The sequence below is a fragment of the Melghirimyces profundicolus genome (assembly GCF_003054245.1).
In the GTDB taxonomy this organism is placed as follows: Bacteria; Bacillota; Bacilli; order Thermoactinomycetales; family DSM-45169; genus Melghirimyces; species Melghirimyces profundicolus.
Genome location: NZ_QBKR01000024.1, coordinates 40,128 through 55,380 on the forward strand (window position 1 = coordinate 40,128; position 15,253 = coordinate 55,380).

General features: G+C 52.5%; 17 protein-coding genes. All 17 read left to right on the top strand.

Annotation, left to right across the window (positions count from 1 at the left end; all coding sequences use genetic code 11):
- The first annotated feature begins 9 nt into the window (after positions 1–9).
- The 17 genes from C8P63_RS15080 to C8P63_RS15160 all read left to right on the top strand — a co-directional run bounded on the left by C8P63_RS15080 (position 10) and on the right by C8P63_RS15160 (position 14,835).
- The gene (locus C8P63_RS15080) at positions 10–858 is read left to right on the top strand and encodes an SDR family oxidoreductase (protein ID WP_108025480.1); all 849 of its coding nucleotides are present in this window, start codon (positions 10–12) and stop codon (positions 856–858) included.
- Between the two features lie 17 nt (positions 859–875).
- Positions 876–1,526, top strand: coding sequence for a bifunctional 2-keto-4-hydroxyglutarate aldolase/2-keto-3-deoxy-6-phosphogluconate aldolase (locus C8P63_RS15085; RefSeq protein WP_108025481.1), 651 nt, complete (start codon positions 876–878; stop codon positions 1,524–1,526).
- Positions 1,519–2,535 (top strand): sugar kinase, encoded by a 1,017-nt coding sequence (locus tag C8P63_RS15090; protein ID WP_108025482.1) that lies wholly within the window; start codon positions 1,519–1,521, stop codon positions 2,533–2,535. The genes C8P63_RS15085 and C8P63_RS15090 overlap by 8 nt, the downstream gene beginning before the upstream one ends.
- 281 nt (positions 2,536–2,816) lie before the next feature.
- Positions 2,817–3,566, top strand: a complete 750-nt coding sequence (locus C8P63_RS15095; RefSeq protein ID WP_245920949.1) for a Cof-type HAD-IIB family hydrolase — start codon at positions 2,817–2,819, stop codon at positions 3,564–3,566.
- 203 nt (positions 3,567–3,769) lie between these two features.
- Complete coding sequence (locus C8P63_RS15100; RefSeq protein WP_108025470.1) at positions 3,770–4,960, top strand: IS701 family transposase; 1,191 nt, start codon at positions 3,770–3,772, stop codon at positions 4,958–4,960.
- Between the two features lie 270 nt (positions 4,961–5,230).
- Positions 5,231–5,962 (top strand): GntR family transcriptional regulator, encoded by a 732-nt coding sequence (locus tag C8P63_RS15105; protein ID WP_108025483.1) that lies wholly within the window; start codon positions 5,231–5,233, stop codon positions 5,960–5,962.
- An 85-nt stretch (positions 5,963–6,047) separates the two neighbouring features.
- Positions 6,048–7,106, top strand: coding sequence for an SIS domain-containing protein (locus C8P63_RS15110; protein WP_108025484.1), 1,059 nt, complete (start codon positions 6,048–6,050; stop codon positions 7,104–7,106).
- Positions 7,107–7,108: 2 nt separating this feature from the next.
- Positions 7,109–7,981, top strand: coding sequence for a class II fructose-bisphosphate aldolase (locus C8P63_RS15115; protein WP_108025485.1), 873 nt, complete (start codon positions 7,109–7,111; stop codon positions 7,979–7,981).
- A gap of 120 nt (positions 7,982–8,101) precedes the next feature.
- Positions 8,102–8,572 (top strand): PTS N-acetylgalactosamine transporter subunit IIB, encoded by a 471-nt coding sequence (agaV, locus tag C8P63_RS15120; RefSeq protein ID WP_108025486.1) that lies wholly within the window; start codon positions 8,102–8,104, stop codon positions 8,570–8,572.
- A gap of 73 nt (positions 8,573–8,645) precedes the next feature.
- Positions 8,646–9,116, top strand: a complete 471-nt coding sequence (locus C8P63_RS15125; protein ID WP_108025487.1) for a PTS sugar transporter subunit IIA — start codon at positions 8,646–8,648, stop codon at positions 9,114–9,116.
- 13 nt (positions 9,117–9,129) lie between these two features.
- Positions 9,130–9,861 (top strand): sugar isomerase domain-containing protein, encoded by a 732-nt coding sequence (locus C8P63_RS15130; RefSeq protein WP_108025488.1) that lies wholly within the window; start codon positions 9,130–9,132, stop codon positions 9,859–9,861.
- Positions 9,862–9,891: 30 nt separating this feature from the next.
- Complete coding sequence (locus C8P63_RS15135; protein ID WP_108025489.1) at positions 9,892–10,173, top strand: PTS sugar transporter subunit IIB; 282 nt, start codon at positions 9,892–9,894, stop codon at positions 10,171–10,173.
- A gap of 3 nt (positions 10,174–10,176) precedes the next feature.
- The gene (locus C8P63_RS15140) at positions 10,177–11,544 is read left to right on the top strand and encodes a PTS ascorbate transporter subunit IIC (protein WP_108025490.1); all 1,368 of its coding nucleotides are present in this window, start codon (positions 10,177–10,179) and stop codon (positions 11,542–11,544) included.
- Positions 11,545–11,642: 98 nt separating this feature from the next.
- Complete coding sequence (gene agaW, locus C8P63_RS15145; RefSeq protein ID WP_108025491.1) at positions 11,643–12,398, top strand: PTS N-acetylgalactosamine transporter subunit IIC; 756 nt, start codon at positions 11,643–11,645, stop codon at positions 12,396–12,398.
- Positions 12,388–13,221 carry a PTS system mannose/fructose/sorbose family transporter subunit IID gene (locus tag C8P63_RS15150; RefSeq protein WP_108025492.1) on the top strand — a complete coding sequence of 278 codons (834 nt, stop codon included), beginning with the start codon at positions 12,388–12,390 and terminating at the stop codon, positions 13,219–13,221. Before agaW ends, C8P63_RS15150 begins: the two co-directional genes overlap by 11 nt.
- A 15-nt stretch (positions 13,222–13,236) precedes the next feature.
- A complete protein-coding gene (gene agaF / locus C8P63_RS15155; protein WP_108025493.1) occupies positions 13,237–13,623 on the top strand; it encodes a PTS galactosamine/N-acetylgalactosamine transporter subunit IIA in 387 nt (128 codons plus the stop codon).
- 18 nt (positions 13,624–13,641) lie between these two features.
- Positions 13,642–14,835 (top strand): hypothetical protein, encoded by a 1,194-nt coding sequence (locus C8P63_RS15160; protein WP_108025494.1) that lies wholly within the window; start codon positions 13,642–13,644, stop codon positions 14,833–14,835.
- The last annotated feature ends 418 nt before the right edge of the window (positions 14,836–15,253 follow it).

Genomic DNA, 15,253 nt, shown 5'->3' on the forward strand with positions numbered 1-15,253 from the left:
GAAACCAAGATGCTTCCTTTTTCGGTGGACCTCAGCGGTCAAACTGCGATCGTGACGGGCGGGAGCGGTGTGCTGGGTCAAGCTTTCTGTCAGGCGCTGGCCGAATGCGGGGCTTCCGTGGCCGTCATTGGACGTAACCGGGAAAAGTTGGATCAGGTGGTCCAGTCGATCAAGGAATTGGGCGGGACCGCCATGGGCGTGGCGGCGAATGTCCTGAAACCGGAAGAGTTGCGGGCGGCCCGGGATACTATTGAGAGGGAATGGGGTCCGTGCCGCATTCTCATCAACGGTGCCGGCGGAAACCGTCCCAACGCCACGACCACCCTCGAGTTCCATCACCCCGGCGAAGCTGAAGTACGGGAACTGGTGACGTTCTTCAATCTGGATCCCGAGTCCGTCGCTTCGGTTTTTAACCTGAATTTCTTGGGCACGTTGCTTCCCACTCAAATTTTTGGGGAGTCCATGGTACGAAAGGGGCAAGGAGTGATTATCAACATTTCTTCCATGAACGCGTATACCCCATTGACCAAAATCCCTGCATACAGCGGGGCTAAGGCGGCGGTTAGCAATTTCACCCAGTGGCTGGCCGTCCATTTTTCCCGGTCGGGGATTCGGGTTAATGCCATCGCTCCCGGCTTTTTCTTGACGGAACAAAATCGTCCGCTGTTACTGCGGGATGACGGCACCTATAATGAACGGGCCAACAAAATCCTGGGTCAAACCCCTATGAACCGGTTTGGCCGACCTGATGAACTGATCGGTACGTTGTTGTGGCTGGTGGATGAAAAAGCCTCCGGATTTGTCACCGGGATCGTTGTCCCGGTCGACGGGGGATTCTCCGCATACTCCGGGGTCTAGGATTAGGAGGGATACCGATGAAGCAATGGAAGGTACTCAGTCAACTGGTCAAGGAGCGGGTGGTGGCTGTCATTCGGGGAGAGAGCCCGGAACAGGCGGAAGCTGCGGCAACTGCCTCTTATCGCGGGGGGATCCGGACGTTGGAAGTGACTTTTACCGTGCCGGAAGCGGAACGGGTCATCGGCAACCTTCGTCGGCAGTTTCCTGAAGCCCTGATCGGCGCTGGTACGGTGATGGATGCCGAAACGGCGCGGATGGCCATCTCCGCAGATGCTTCTTTCGTGGTCAGTCCCCATCCGGAGGAGACCATCGCCCGGATGTGTCATCGATACCAAGTGCCTTATCTCCCCGGATGCATGACTGTGAAGGAAATGGTGGGTGCGTTGGAATGGGGCTGCTCCATCCTGAAGTTGTTTCCCGGAAACGCCTTTGGTCCGGCATTTCTGAAATCCTTAAAGGGACCGTTGCCGCAAGCGGAATTTATGCCGACCGGAGGCGTGAACGTCGAAAACGTCACTGATTGGTTGCAGAGTGGAGCGGTGGCGGTCGGAATCGGGGGAGAGCTGTTCCGTCCGGCTGAGGAAGGGAAATTCGAGGAAGTGGAACGAAGGGCGCGGGAGCTGATGGGGAGAGTGAACACGTATCGGAAGGAAGTAGGAGATGTCTGAGTGGGCCGTGGTGACACTGGGCGAGATCATGCTTCGGTTGTCTCCTTCGGGAGCAAAGAGAATCGTCCAGGCAGAGAACTTTGACGTCGTTTACGGTGGAGCGGAAGCCAATGTCGCCGTTTCCCTGTCTTGTTTCGGCCACTCCGTCCGTTATGTCACCCGGTTGCCGGAAAATGCCTTGGGGGATGCGGTCATTCAGTTTCTCCGTCGATACGAAGTAGACACTCAACACACGGTTCGGGGCGGCCGGCGATTGGGGATCTATTTTATGGAACCGGGACATTCCCTTCGTCCCGCTCAGGTGATTTACGACCGCAGGAATTCCGCCATGGCGGAAGCCACACCCGAAGATTTCAACTGGGATGCCATTTTTAAAGGAGCCGGCCTTTTTCACACATGCGGCATCACTTTGGCCATCAGCCCGTCCGCCAAAGAGGTGGCCGTACGGGCGGCAGGGGAAGCTCGACGACGGGGCATCCCGGTCAGCTTCGATTTCAACTACCGGAAAGAGTTATGGACCGTGTCCGAGGCGAGAGAGGCGATGGAGGTTTTCCTTCCTTACGTGAACGTATTGTTTGCCGGAGTCAGGGATGCGGTGGAGATCATGGGATTCCCTTCCCCGACATCGGCAGATCCACAGGGGCAGATTCAGGAGACGATGACCCCACTGCTGGTACAATACAACATTGAACAAGTATCATCCACATTGCGGAAGGAAGAATCAGCCACCCGTCATCATCTTTCCGGGTACACCTTGGATCATCGTGGTCAATTGCACATGAACAAAGGTCACACCTTCGACATCGTGGACCGGATCGGCGGTGGGGACGCTTTTGCCGCGGGATTCCTTCATGGATGGTTAAAGGGATGGGAGCCTGATCAATCGTTGGCATTCGCACTGGCTGCATCCGTATATAAGCATACGATCGCGGGAGATGCCAACATCTGTTCCGAAGAAGAGGTTCAATCCATGATCAGCGGTGAGGGAGGGTTCTCCATCCGGCGATAAGGCACCTGCTCAAAAGGCTAGACTCCCGGTGCGGGCATCATTAAGAAAATATATGCGGCCACACAGTTTTTTCGCGGAATCGAATAAGATTGTGGAATCACCTTCTGTTACGTCAAGAACAACGGGATCCCATTCGTCTATTCTTTCTTTTTCTTTTATAATAGACGGTATAGTGATTCGTATGAATGATAAATTGAGATGAATTGTGCAGTTTAACTGTTCTGTTCGGCGGCGAACTGCTTGTATTTCCCTCGTATTTCTGTTGAAAGGTGTGTTCATTAGTGTCCAGTAACAATATAAAAAAGCAATTCAAACTCATCGCATTGGATATCGATGGGACACTTTTAAATGAGAAAGGACAAATCTCTGAGGCGAATCGTAAAGCGATTGCAGAAGCCCGCGAAAAGGGAATTCATGTCGTTTTAAGTACCGGCCGATCCATTTCCACTTGTTCACAATTTGCTGAGTCCCTTAAACTTGACTCATATCTTGTCACGGTAAATGGCAGTGAGATATGGGATTGTGCAGGAAACTTGTTGGAAAGAAACATACTTGACGTTGCTTGTATTCAAACGATGTGGGAGTTAACGAAAAAATATAAGACCCGGTTCTGGGCTGTAACCATTGATAAGGTGTGGCGTGAAGAATTTCCGACGGATATCTCCTTACACCAGTGGCTGAAGTACGGATTTGATATAGATGATGATGTGGTGAGAGAAAGGGTTTTAGAGGAACTCTCTCAAAATCATCAGCTTGAAATCAGCAATTCCAGTCCGACTAACATTGAAGTAAATGCAGCAGGTGTTAATAAGGCGAAAGGGCTTATCAACGTTTGCCGTCGACTCGGTATATCGATGGATGAGGTTATAGCGATGGGTGATAGCCTTAATGATATCGCCATGATTAAGGAAGCAGGCTGCGGTGTAGCAATGGGAAATGCTCAAGACATAGTAAAAGAGGCTGCTGACTGGATAACGGGATCTAACGTGGAAAATGGCGTCGCGCAAGCAATTCGGTATTGGGTGTTGTAGGTATAAGGTTAGTTCAGGGACTTTTGAGTCAACCAGTAGCCCGGATAGAAAGTTGATCGCTTCGTTTTCATTTCATTTAAACTCTAGATGAGCAAAAGCGGATCAAGAAATTTCCATTGACAAAAAAGTAGAGACATGAACGGCTCGGCTCTTTATGGTATGGATAGAGTCACCACAACACATCCACCAAAGGAGCCAAGATCATGTCTCGTACTCTCAATCTACCATACCATGAAGAGATCCGCCACTATTTGACGGAGCAACGTTTTCCTCTGTACCTGTCTAAGCCTGTGTTCGAACACCTCATTCACTTTATGGATGCCGTTACACAGAAAGGATTTTCCGGGACACTGACCGATGTGCACACCTTGAGTCGTGAACGTCGACACCGGACGACGTTAAGCCATTTCCTCCATCGAGGGGTATGGGACGAACAGTGGATGCAGCGTCACCTGAACCAGCGATCTTTGCGCAAGATTCAGCAGCACGCCAAGCGAACCGGTCTCCCCATTTACGCGATTCTGGATGATTCCGTTTGCGAGAAAACCAAGCCTTCGTCACGGGCGATGTCGGCGATTCAGCAAGCGGACTTTCACTTCTCACACGGAAAAGGCGGTCCGGTTTGGGGGCACCAGGTCGTGGTTCTGTTGCTTCGTTGCGGGGATCGGTGTCTTCCCTTTGCGTTCCGGCGATATGACAAAAGTGGAGTGGGCAAAATCGCTCTGGCATGCGAACTTCTCGAGACCCTCCCCGTATTCGAACACCCGACTTATTTATTGATGGATTCCTGGTACACATCGGTGAAGATCGTCGATCTCGCCTCGACCAAGGGGTTACAAGTCATCGGTGGGCTCAAAACCAACCGGATCTTGTTTCCTCAGGGCATCCGGATCCCGGGCTCCGCTTTCGCCGGTCACATCCGAAAAGCCGATACCCGCCTCGTGACGGTGGGGAACGCTTCCTACCGGGTGTTCCGCTACGAAGGGGCTCTTAATGGGATCGCCAATGCGGTGGTGCTCTTGACGTGGCCGGAAGATTCCTTCGGTCATCCTTCCACTCTTCGGTATTATTTGTCCACAGACGTCTCTCTGGATGAGGAAGAGATCCTGATGCGCTATGCAAACCGCTGGGCAATAGAGACCTTCTTTCAACAGATGAAGGGAAAGTATGCCTTTGATCGTTACCGAATCCGATCCGTTCGTGCGATCGAGCGCTTCTGGATCCTGCTTTTGTTGACGTTTTTCTATTGCGCCGAAACCGGAAGCGGGGACGAATCGCTCGGTCTCAAACGCATCCGTCACCGACGGGAGCACGGGTTGTTGGATTGGATTTACCATCAATTCCAACAAGCGGTTCCTCTGAAACAGGTCAAAGAGCAGCTGAACATTGCTTAAGTGAGTCTGATTCTGGTTATTTTTGTTAGCTGATTTGCTCATCTAGAGTTTAAAGTAAATCCTACAAGGGTGGCGAATTCGCCTAGCGATCAGCCTCTGGCTTTTTCAGATGCCATTGTCACGATAGTGCCCTGAGCGGTAGCGCAAAGTGTCCCCTTCCCCGTCCTTAGAGGACATCACTAGCAATGCCCTCGTAGAATGGTATTTCGGAGAGTCTTCGATGTAAAGCTTATGATATGACAACGTTTTACGAATGGGGGAGAAAAGATCATGGTGAAACAGCTGAACTCGGAAAGCGTCATTCCTCTCTACCATCAGCTGAAGGAATTTCTCAAAGAGCAGATCGAGTCTGGGGAGTGGAAACCCGGAGACCGGATCCCTTCAGAAAACGAGCTGCGGAAACGGTATCTGGTGAGCCGGAACACCGTGATCAAGGCATTGGACGATCTGGTTCGGGAAGGGTTGCTCCATCGTGAGCAAGGGCGGGGCACTTTTGTCTCCTTACCGAAAATCGAGCACTCCCTCACCGGTTTCTACAGTTTCAGCAAGGTTCTAAAAGCCCATGGCCTTGAGCCGAAAGACGTTGTCCTGGCTCTGGAGAAAACCCGTGCCAAACCGAGCGTGGCCCAATACTTGCAGCTGGAGGAACCTGCCGAGATCTGGATGCTGCGGCGCCTTCGCTGTGCAGGAGAGGAGCCGATCATCCTGGAGACGTCCTATCTTCCCAGGGCGCGGGTCCCGGACATGGACCGAAAAACATTGGAACACAGTTCCCTGTATGATTATCTGGACCGGCAGCACGGCATCCTCATCACACGAGCCAAAGAAATATTTGAGCCTGTTCTGATCCGGGATTACGAAAGCAGATACCTTGACGTTCCCGAGGGGTACCCGGCTTTATTGCTGGACCGGATCGCCTATGACGGAAAACGTTACCCCGTTGAATTCTGCCGTTCCGTCGTCCGGGGGGACCGTTGCCGGTTTTACACGGAACTCCTGTAACTTCTAGCTTCCTTCAACTTGACCCATCAACCCATCTAATATAGGATAGATTGTGAGGTATATTCAAAAAAGAGGGAGGAGTTTCATGAATCAACCTGTCACTTATGACGAAATCCGGCGGCAACCGGCGGCTTGGGAAACCACGATCAACTCCTTAGGTGGGGAGCGGGAACGCCTCCTGAGCTTTTTCCGGGACACTGCCCCCAGGGAAGTCATTTTCACGGGGTGCGGGACCTCCTATTATCTCTCCATCGCTGCCGCCTCCTTTTTTCAAGAGCAAACCGGAATTCTGTCGAGGGCGATCCCCGCCTCCGATGTGATGCTCCATCCCCGATCGGTGATCACCGAATCGCCCGCCCTGGTGATCGGTCTCTCCCGTTCTGGAAACACCACGGAATTGGTGAGGGCCCTCCGCGAAGTCCGCAAGCGGGGTTTAGCCCGGTGCCTCGCGGTGACCAGCAACCCCTCCGGGCGGTCGGTCCAGGCGGCCGAGCAGTTCATCATCCTTCCCCACATCCGCGAACAAAGCGTGGTGATGACCGGAAGCTTCACCAATATGCTGTTTGCTTTACAGCTGTTCGCCGCTTGGGTCTCCAGGGACGAGACACTCCTGGGCGAACTTCGTCAACTTCCCCGGTTGGGCGAGGCGGGAATCTTGGAAGCGGATGAGTTGGCCCGGACCCTAGGAGGAGATCTCCGCTTCAACCACATGATCTACCTTGGACTGGGGGCTTATTTCGGCCTCGCCAGCGAAGGAATGCTGAAGATGAAAGAAATGACCCAAGTCTTTTCCGAGGCCTTCAATCCCCTAGAATTTCGGCATGGCCCCATCTCGGTGATTCGGGGAGGGTGCCGGGTGTTCCTCCTGAGTCGGCGATCCACCCGGCCCTACGATCGGGATTTGGCGGAGGACCTGCGCCGTCACGGAGCCGATGTGGTAGTGCTCGGGGAAGGGCTGGACGGCTTTTCCGCCGATCACAAACTAGATCTCGCCCCCGGGTTGAGCGACGGAAGCCGGGCGCTCCTCTACATGCCCTTTCTACAGCTAACGGCTTATCACCGCACCCTGAAGATGGGACTCGATCCGGACCGTCCCCGGAACCTGAACCCGGTGGTCGTGTTGGATGACGACAAGGGGGAATAACCGTGCCTCTGACCACAACGAAAGAGATGCTACTTCAGGCGTACCGTGACGGATACGCCGTGCCCGCCTTCCCCGCCCACCATCTGGAGATCGTCAAAGGGGTGGTGGAGGCGGCAGAAGAAACGGGGTCTCCCGTGATCATGCAAACCACCCCCGCCACGGTTCATCATATGGGGTTAGCCCACCTCGCGTCCATGGTCCGCATCGCAGCGGAACAGGCGGCGGTACCGGTCGCCCTCCATTTGGATCACGGCGATTCCTTCAACACTGTCGCCCGCTGCCTGCGGGCGGGATATACTTCAGTGATGATCGATGGATCAAACCTCCCTTTTGAAGAGAACGTGGCCTTGGTGAAAAGAGCAGTGGAATTGGCCCATGCTGTCGATGTCCCGGTGGAGGCGGAACTGGGAACGATCGGCGAGGCGGAAGAGACAAGGAGCACCGGGAGGTACACCGACCCCGCCGCCGCGGAAACTTTCGTCCGGACCACCGGGGTTGACTTTCTGGCTCCTTCCTTCGGGACGGCCCACGGTACGTACCAGGAAGAAGTTCGTCTGGACCTGGAACGCCTGGCATCCATCTCCCAGCGCACCGGAATTCCCTTGGTCATGCACGGTGCCTCCGGCGTTCCCCGGGAGGACCTTCATCGCTCGATTCGCCGCGGCATCTGTAAAGTCAACTTCTCCACCGAATTGAAACGTGCCTTCGCTGACGAGCTTCGCCGCTTTCTGACCGAACATCCCGGGGAGTCGGACCCGCGAAAAATCTTCCGAAGCGCACGAGAGGCGGTTAAAAAGGTGGCCCTTGAAAAAATTTTCTGGATACGGGCGGAAAATCACCAGAGATCCGCACAGAAAGGTGGAGACCGGTCCTGACAACCCCAGCCCCGGGGGAATTGGATCGCGTGAAAAAAGAGGAGATGGAAGGCGTTTTTCAGCTGATGTTGTTGGCAACGCCAAAAATGAATGCGTTTTCAAAAAAGGGGGGGGTACGGAATGCCGAACATTTTACTGACCCGAATCGATAACCGGCTCATTCACGGGCAAGTTGCCGTCACTTGGTCCAATCATGTGGGAGCAAACCTGATCGTGGTCGCCAATGATGAAGTGGCGGGGGATTCGATACAGCAAAGCCTGATGGACATGGCTGTGTCGGGAATGGAAACGCGCTATTTCACGATTCAAGAGACCATTGACAAAATCGGTTTGGCATCCGAAGAGCAAAAGATTGCCTTGATCGTCAAGACACCGCAGGACGTTTTGAAACTGGTGAAAGGGGGAGTTCCAATCCGAAGGGTCAACATAGGTAATATGCACTATTCAGAGGGAAAGGAGCAATTGACGAGTACCGTGTCGGTGGACGAGGACGACAAGAAGACCTTTCGGGAATTGCATGAGTTGGGTGTCCAGTTGGAGATTCGGCGCGTGCCGAGTGAAAAAGGGCAGAATATCATCAGTCTGATTTAGAAGCGAGAAGGAGGGACTTGATGAACGATTCCACCTACTGCCATTCCCCACATCGAATAAGGAAGAGCATCGTATGGGAGAGGATGAGGGACCTGTGCTGCAAGATTTGCTACATGAACAATCTATCAAAGTTGTACATCGCTGCTCCAATTGGGAAGAAGTTGTAAAAATTGCAGGAGAAATGCTACTTAGAGAAGGAGCCGTGGAGGAACAGTATATAACCGCCATGACCCAGGTGATCAAAGAACACGGTCCTTACGTGGTGATTACACCGGGGATCGCCTTAGTGCACGCACGTCCAGAAGACGGGGTACAGGAAGTGTGTATGAGTTTGCTCGTTTGCCGGGAAGGCGTTTCGTTCGGAAATACGGAAAAAGATCCGGTACACTTAATTTTTGCTTTTGGAGCTGTCGATGATAACCAGCATTTAAAGGCGTTGTCACAATTGATGACGTTATTGAACGACGAAGCGTGCATTCACAAATTGCGGTCTTCTTCGTCTGTAGCCGAAGTGCTGGCGGTTTTAAGGGAATGCGTTAATTAGAGGAGGAAATCACATGTTAGCCATTCAGTACATTAAACAAGTGGAACAGTTAATCGAACAATGTAAACAGCAAGTGCACTCGATTGACGAAGGAGCGGGATTAATTGCCGATGCGATCAAACAGGACGGTGTGTTGCACGTATTCGGGTGCGGGCACTCGCAAATGTATGCCGAAGAAATTTTTTACCGCGCTGGCGGACTGGTTCCCGTTAACCCAATTTTAGAGTCGAGTCTATCCTTGCGTCCGACTGCCCCGAAGAGTACCTGGTTCGAGCGTTTGGAAGGCTACGCTTCACTTATATGGGAACATCAAGAAACACATCCAGGAGAAGTCGTATTGATCGCCTCGACGTCCGGTCGCAACGCTGTACCGGTTGAAATGGCACTGGAAGCAAAAAAACGTGGATTGTCCGTCATTGCGCTCACTTCCAGCTTGTTTTCACTAGGGGTAAAATCGCGTCATGCCAGCGGAAAGAAACTGTTGAACATTGCGGATGTCGTTCTCGACAGTAAAGCGCCGAAAGGCGATGCCGTGATGGAATTGGAAGGGCTGCAGGCAAAATTCGGCCCGGTATCTTCGATAATCGGGTTTACACTCCTACAAGCGCTCATTGTCGAAACCGTCAACAAGCTGGTACAAGCTGGTTTAACACCGCCTGTTTGGGTGAGTTCCAATTTAGACGAAGGTGACGCCATTAACCGTGAGTACATTAAAGCGTACAAGAAGCGCATTACGTGTTTGTAAAAAAGATATATTGTTCCAGGAGGTCATCAAATGAAGATCGTAACGGTTTGCGGCATGGGGTTCGGGACGAGTCTCATGGTGAAAATGACGATTGACGACATTTTAAACGAAGTCGGGTTCAATGCAGAGGTGGAAGCGTCAGACATCGGCTCGATCACGGGGAGAGTGGCTGACTTGTTTGTTACTTCCACTGAGATGCAAAATCAGTTTTCCGGTATTGAAAGCGATGTCATTTTCCTGAAAAACATGACAGACAAACAAGAAATCAGGGAGAAGCTATTGACTTATTTAAACCATAAAGCGAAGAGGTGAGCAGTGTTGAACCTTGTGATCGAACTGCTGACCACTCCGGCGATTACGCTCGGTCTCGTCGCTCTCGCCGGGCTGTTGGCACAAAAGAAGTCGTTGTCTGACACTGTGAAGGGTACTATTAAAACGATTTTAGGGTTGTTAATTCTCACAGGCGGTGCCGGTTTGATTTCTAATTATTTGACACCGTTCAGCGAGATGTTTACAAAAGGGTTCGGTTTGACCGGCGTCGTACCTTTTGATGAAGCGGTTATCGGGGCACTTACGGAAAAAGTCGCTGTTATCGCTCGTACGACCTCTTTTATTTTGGCCATCGGCTTTTTGATCAACGTGTTACTCGCGCGTTTTACTCCGTTTAAGTATATTTTCTTAACAGGTCACATGATGTGGATCATGGCGGGAGGCTTGTCTTGGGCGTTTTACGATATGGGAGTTTCCGAGTGGGAAACGATCATGTACGGATCGATCCTGCAAGGGATGACGTTAACAATGATTCCTGCTCTCGCCCAGCCGATTATGAAAAAGCTGACAGGTTCCGACGAAATGGCGTACGGGCATCTAACGACAACGGGTGTGGTCTTGTCCGCCTGGATCGGAAGAGCTGTCGGGGATGCGCAGAAATCGAGCGAGGATGTAAAATTACCGAAAGGGTTGGATTTCTTCCGGGATACGGCGATCTCGATTTCGCTCGTCATGTTAGTTATCTATTTTGTCACAGCGGTTGCGGCGGGACCGGATTTCGTGCAAACGTTGAGCGACGAGCAGGGATGGTTTACGTTTACGATCATACAAGCTTTTGGCTTTGCGGCTGGCGTTCTCATCCTGCTGCAAGGCGTGCGCATGTTTTTGGGAGAGATCGTCCCGGCTTTCCGGGGAATTGCGCTGAAGTTAGTGCCAGGTGCCAAACCTGCCCTTGATTGCCCGATCGTTTTTCCTTACGCGCCGACAGCTTTAATGATTGGTTTTCTCTGCTGTATTGTCGGGATGGTCGCAGGGATGTTTGTCTCCAATGTTTTGAACACGGTCATTCCACTGCCCTCGATCATTGGAGGATTTTTTACTGGCGGCGTGGCTGGTATATTCGGAAACGTACTCGGCGGAAGAAGAGGGGCTGCTTTTTCCGGGTTCATATACGGACTCGTTCTGACGATTCCAGTTGCCCTCTTTTATCCGGTTTTAGGATTGGAGGAGTACGGTGTCAACGGAATCGCCTTTCTTGTCCCTGACGGGATTATCGTTTTGTCGCTGGTCGCTATGTTCGTAAAGGCGGGAATCGAAATACTTTTCTTTGTTCCGTTTGTTGCCCTGCTCGTGTACGGATTTTGGCATTCGAGGAAAAAGAACGAGATACTGACAAATACTAAAAGTGGCTAGTTTTCATTTTTAAGTTAGGCTTTTTACGCCATTTATCAAGCTTCTCAGGAGACGGAATAGTGTCCGATGTTATTTCCTTAGAAGGAGGGGACATCTCAATGTTCACAGAAGCGCTGTTAATCGCTTTATGGGCGGGGATCGCAGGAATCGATCAATTCAACGGATTGACGCATCTTCACCGGCCGATCGTGACGGGGATGGTGGTCGGGTTGATTCTGGGTGACTTTCAAACCGGTTTGATCGCCGGGGCCACGTTGGAGTTGGTGTGGATGGGGATGGTGCCGTTGGCGGGCGCTCAACCTCCCAATGTGGTGATTGGCGGCATCATGGGTACCGCTTTCGCCATCTTGCTCGATCAGGATCCAAAAGTGGCCGTCAGCATCGCCGTTCCGTTCGCGGTGGCCGTTCAGGGTGCGATCACTTTGCTCTTTACGGTCTACTCCCCCGTCATGCATAAGATGGATCGCTATGCGGAACGATCCAATGATCGGGCGATCGATTGGCTGAATTTATCCGGCATGGGTGTTCTGTTTATTTTCAATACCATTATTGCTTTCCTGCCGATTTATTACGGTGTGGAAGCCGCCAGTTCTTTAGTGGAGAGCCTGCCTTCCTGGTTGATGGAAGGATTGTCGGTGGCCGGCGGGATGATGCCGGCAATCGGGTTTGCCATGTTGCTTACCGTGATGCTGAAAAAGCAATATACAGCCTTCTTGATCGCCGGTTTTGCCATCGTCACCTATTCCGACATCAGTCTGTTGGGGTTGGCCATCTTGGCACTAGCCTTCGCCTTGTACGATTTCTATCAACGGGAGACCCCGTTTGCAAAGGAGGAGAAGACAAGTGGCATTTGAAGAGCAAACGAATACTCGGACCGCCAACGCCGACCAACCGGAAAAGCGTCTTTCGCGAACAGATTTGATGCGCATGGCCGTCCGCTCCTTCTTTTTGCAGTCTTCCTTCAATTATGAGCGCATGCAGGCTGGCGGTTGGCTGTACAGCCTTATGCCGGCGCTGAAGAAGATCTATCGGAAGCGGGAAGAGTTGTCCGACGCGATGAAACGTCACCTCGACTTTTTCAATACGCACCCCTTCCTGGTGACACCGATTCTCGGCATTGTCGCCGCCATGGAGGAGTCCAGGGAAAAACCGGACGCGATTCGCGGAATCAAGGTCGGGATGATGGGGCCGCTCGGAGGTGTCGGGGATGCGGTCGCGTGGCTGACGCTGTTGCCGATCACGGCGGGGATCGGTGCCTCGATTGCGATGGAGGGCAGCCTTGCCGGACCGATCGTCTTCCTGTTGACCTTTAACGCGATTCACCTGATGTTGAGGTTCGGAGGGATTTTTTACGGATACAACACGGGTGTCAAAGCGCTTCAGAAGCTGAAATCCGGGACCCAAGCCATTTCCAGAGCCGCCTCCATCGTCGGACTCACGGTCGTGGGCGGAATGATCGCTTCGTATGTGAAACTGAGCACTCCGGCGAAGATTCCGATCGGCAAGGAGTCATTTGAGATCCAAAAAGAACTGTTGGACAAGGTGATGCCCAACCTGCTTCCCTTAACCTATACGTTGCTGATCTTTTTCCTGTTGAAGAAGGGGTATTCCCCGCTGAAATTGATTGGAATCACAGTCCTGATCGGCGTCGCCGGAAAGTACTTCGGAGTTTTGTAACAGGAGGGATCCCTTTTGATCGGAGTCGTGATTGTCGGACATGGAGGATTTGCATCCGCATTAAGAAGCGCGGTGGAACTGGTTGTAGGGAAACAGCGGAAAACCGCCGATGTTTCTTTTGATCCCCAAGATTCCACCGAAGATCTGGAGAAAAAACTGAAGGGTGCCGTCGCCGGACTCCAACCGGCGACAGGCATTCTGTTTTTCACCGATCTGGCGGGAGGAACTCCTTTTAAAGTCAGCGCGCTGCTCTCCCGGGAAATGGAGAGAGCCAGCGTCATAGCCGGCACCAATCTGCCGATGCTCCTGGAGGTTCTTCTCGGACGGGAGCATCTGTCGACTGAGCAGGCGGTGGAGAAGGCGATCCAAGCGGGCAAGGATGGGATCAAAACCTTTCCCTGAGATGGGCAGGTGAATCGGATGAGAGTCGGAATGGCTGCCCGAAGGTGGAAGTCCCAGCGAGGGGCGTTATCCGGTTACCGCCCCCTTCGGTATGCCACCGCTGAACACAGGCCGCTCTATGTTCGGGTCACCGTATTGGAAAACGGAACGGGTCAGCTTTATGCGGCCATTTTGCTCGACGGTCTCGCCGTTGGGAAACAATGGGCCGAGCGGATGAAAGGGAAGATTCAAGACAACGGTTTGATTCATCGCGACCACATTGCCATCACCTCGACGCATTCCCATTCTTCGACCATCGCCGCGTTTTGTGAAGAAGATGTGATGGCCCGTGTGTTCTCGGATGTGATCGCAGCAATGGAGCCAGACGAGGAGAGTTACCGTGTGATCGCGGATGCGCTTCGGGACGCTCTGGAGTCTTTGGATGATCTGGCGGTGATTCGGCTCTGCAGTCACGCAGTTCCAAACATTGGGGCCAGTCGTCGGAAGCCGGGCGCTTTTCGTTGGCTTCCCCTTCAAGTGGCGACATTCATCTGTGTTGAAAAACCACCGATTTTTTGGGTGAATTTCCCTTGTCATCCCACGGTGCTCAGCCGTTCCCACACATGGATCAGCCCTGATCTTCACGGCACGGCGGCACAACAGTTGATGGAACGGGGATATCTCATCGGCGGGATCTGGAACGGACCAGCCGCAGACATCAGTACCCGGTATACCCGTCAGGAATCGAGCGTCTGGGAACTGGAACGGTTTGCTAATCGATTGGCCGAACAAACTATGGATGTTTTGAACCATGGCCGTGGGGAAGTGGAATTCCACCCCTCAACTATAGACGTGAGCGTAAGCTCCTATTCTCTCCGCCCGAAACTCCCACCGCAAGAACCAGCTTCTGATCTATCGTTGCCGCATGATATTATGGAAGGGATTCGGGCCCGTTCCAAGGTGACCCTTTCTCCCTTCTCTTTGGAAGTGTCGACATGGAAAATCGGCCCGTGGACGATCCATTGGGTCCCCGGCGAACTCCCGCTGTGCTCATTCCTGAAGGATCAAAGGGAGCGGACCCGCTTGCCCACGAGCCGCTGGATCATCGGGTACGCAAATGATTATCCGGGTTATTTGCTGCCAGCGGACGACGCCTCTTACGAGTCAGTCATGACTTTATACGATCCGAGGGATATTCGAAGGCTGATCGCCGATTTAAAAGAGACAAGCTAACGACGGTCTGACAAACGAACACCATCCCCCGAGAGGCTTGCGGGGGAGTTTATATGAAATGGTGATGACGGTCCATCCGTATGCAAGTGATGTGATTAAAAAAGTTGAATAGGCGGTCGAACTACAACAGTATCGATTGGAGGAAGCGGGACATCGCTTGGAAACAGGCCTGACGGTTCCAGAAGTGCGACGTCTCCTAGTACTGCTTTGAGTCTTGAAGGATGAATCCTCGGATTTGTCGAAAGATGTCTCCGAGGTGGTAGATCATGGATTCCAAACGTATTCCAAAAGCGATTCGTCAACCCGTCCCGGAACTGATGGATTTCCTGAAGCCCTATCGTGAAGTTTTTAGCCGGGAGGAACCCCGGCAAACCCTTGAACGTTATGTCACCGGTCTTCTGAGTGATCTTCCGCGTAA

Coding starts and splice junctions, on each gene's coding strand:
- C8P63_RS15080 (WP_108025480.1), top strand. CDS start 10: ATGCTTCCTTTTTCGGTGGACCTCAGCGGTCAAACTGCGATCGTGACG.
- C8P63_RS15085 (WP_108025481.1), top strand. CDS start 876: ATGAAGCAATGGAAGGTACTCAGTCAACTGGTCAAGGAGCGGGTGGTG.
- C8P63_RS15090 (WP_108025482.1), top strand. CDS start 1,519: ATGTCTGAGTGGGCCGTGGTGACACTGGGCGAGATCATGCTTCGGTTG.
- C8P63_RS15100 (WP_108025470.1), top strand. CDS start 3,770: ATGTCTCGTACTCTCAATCTACCATACCATGAAGAGATCCGCCACTAT.
- C8P63_RS15105 (WP_108025483.1), top strand. CDS start 5,231: ATGGTGAAACAGCTGAACTCGGAAAGCGTCATTCCTCTCTACCATCAG.
- C8P63_RS15110 (WP_108025484.1), top strand. CDS start 6,048: ATGAATCAACCTGTCACTTATGACGAAATCCGGCGGCAACCGGCGGCT.
- agaV (WP_108025486.1), top strand. CDS start 8,102: ATGCCGAACATTTTACTGACCCGAATCGATAACCGGCTCATTCACGGG.
- C8P63_RS15125 (WP_108025487.1), top strand. CDS start 8,646: ATGGGAGAGGATGAGGGACCTGTGCTGCAAGATTTGCTACATGAACAA.
- C8P63_RS15130 (WP_108025488.1), top strand. CDS start 9,130: ATGTTAGCCATTCAGTACATTAAACAAGTGGAACAGTTAATCGAACAA.
- C8P63_RS15135 (WP_108025489.1), top strand. CDS start 9,892: ATGAAGATCGTAACGGTTTGCGGCATGGGGTTCGGGACGAGTCTCATG.
- agaW (WP_108025491.1), top strand. CDS start 11,643: ATGTTCACAGAAGCGCTGTTAATCGCTTTATGGGCGGGGATCGCAGGA.
- C8P63_RS15160 (WP_108025494.1), top strand. CDS start 13,642: ATGAGAGTCGGAATGGCTGCCCGAAGGTGGAAGTCCCAGCGAGGGGCG.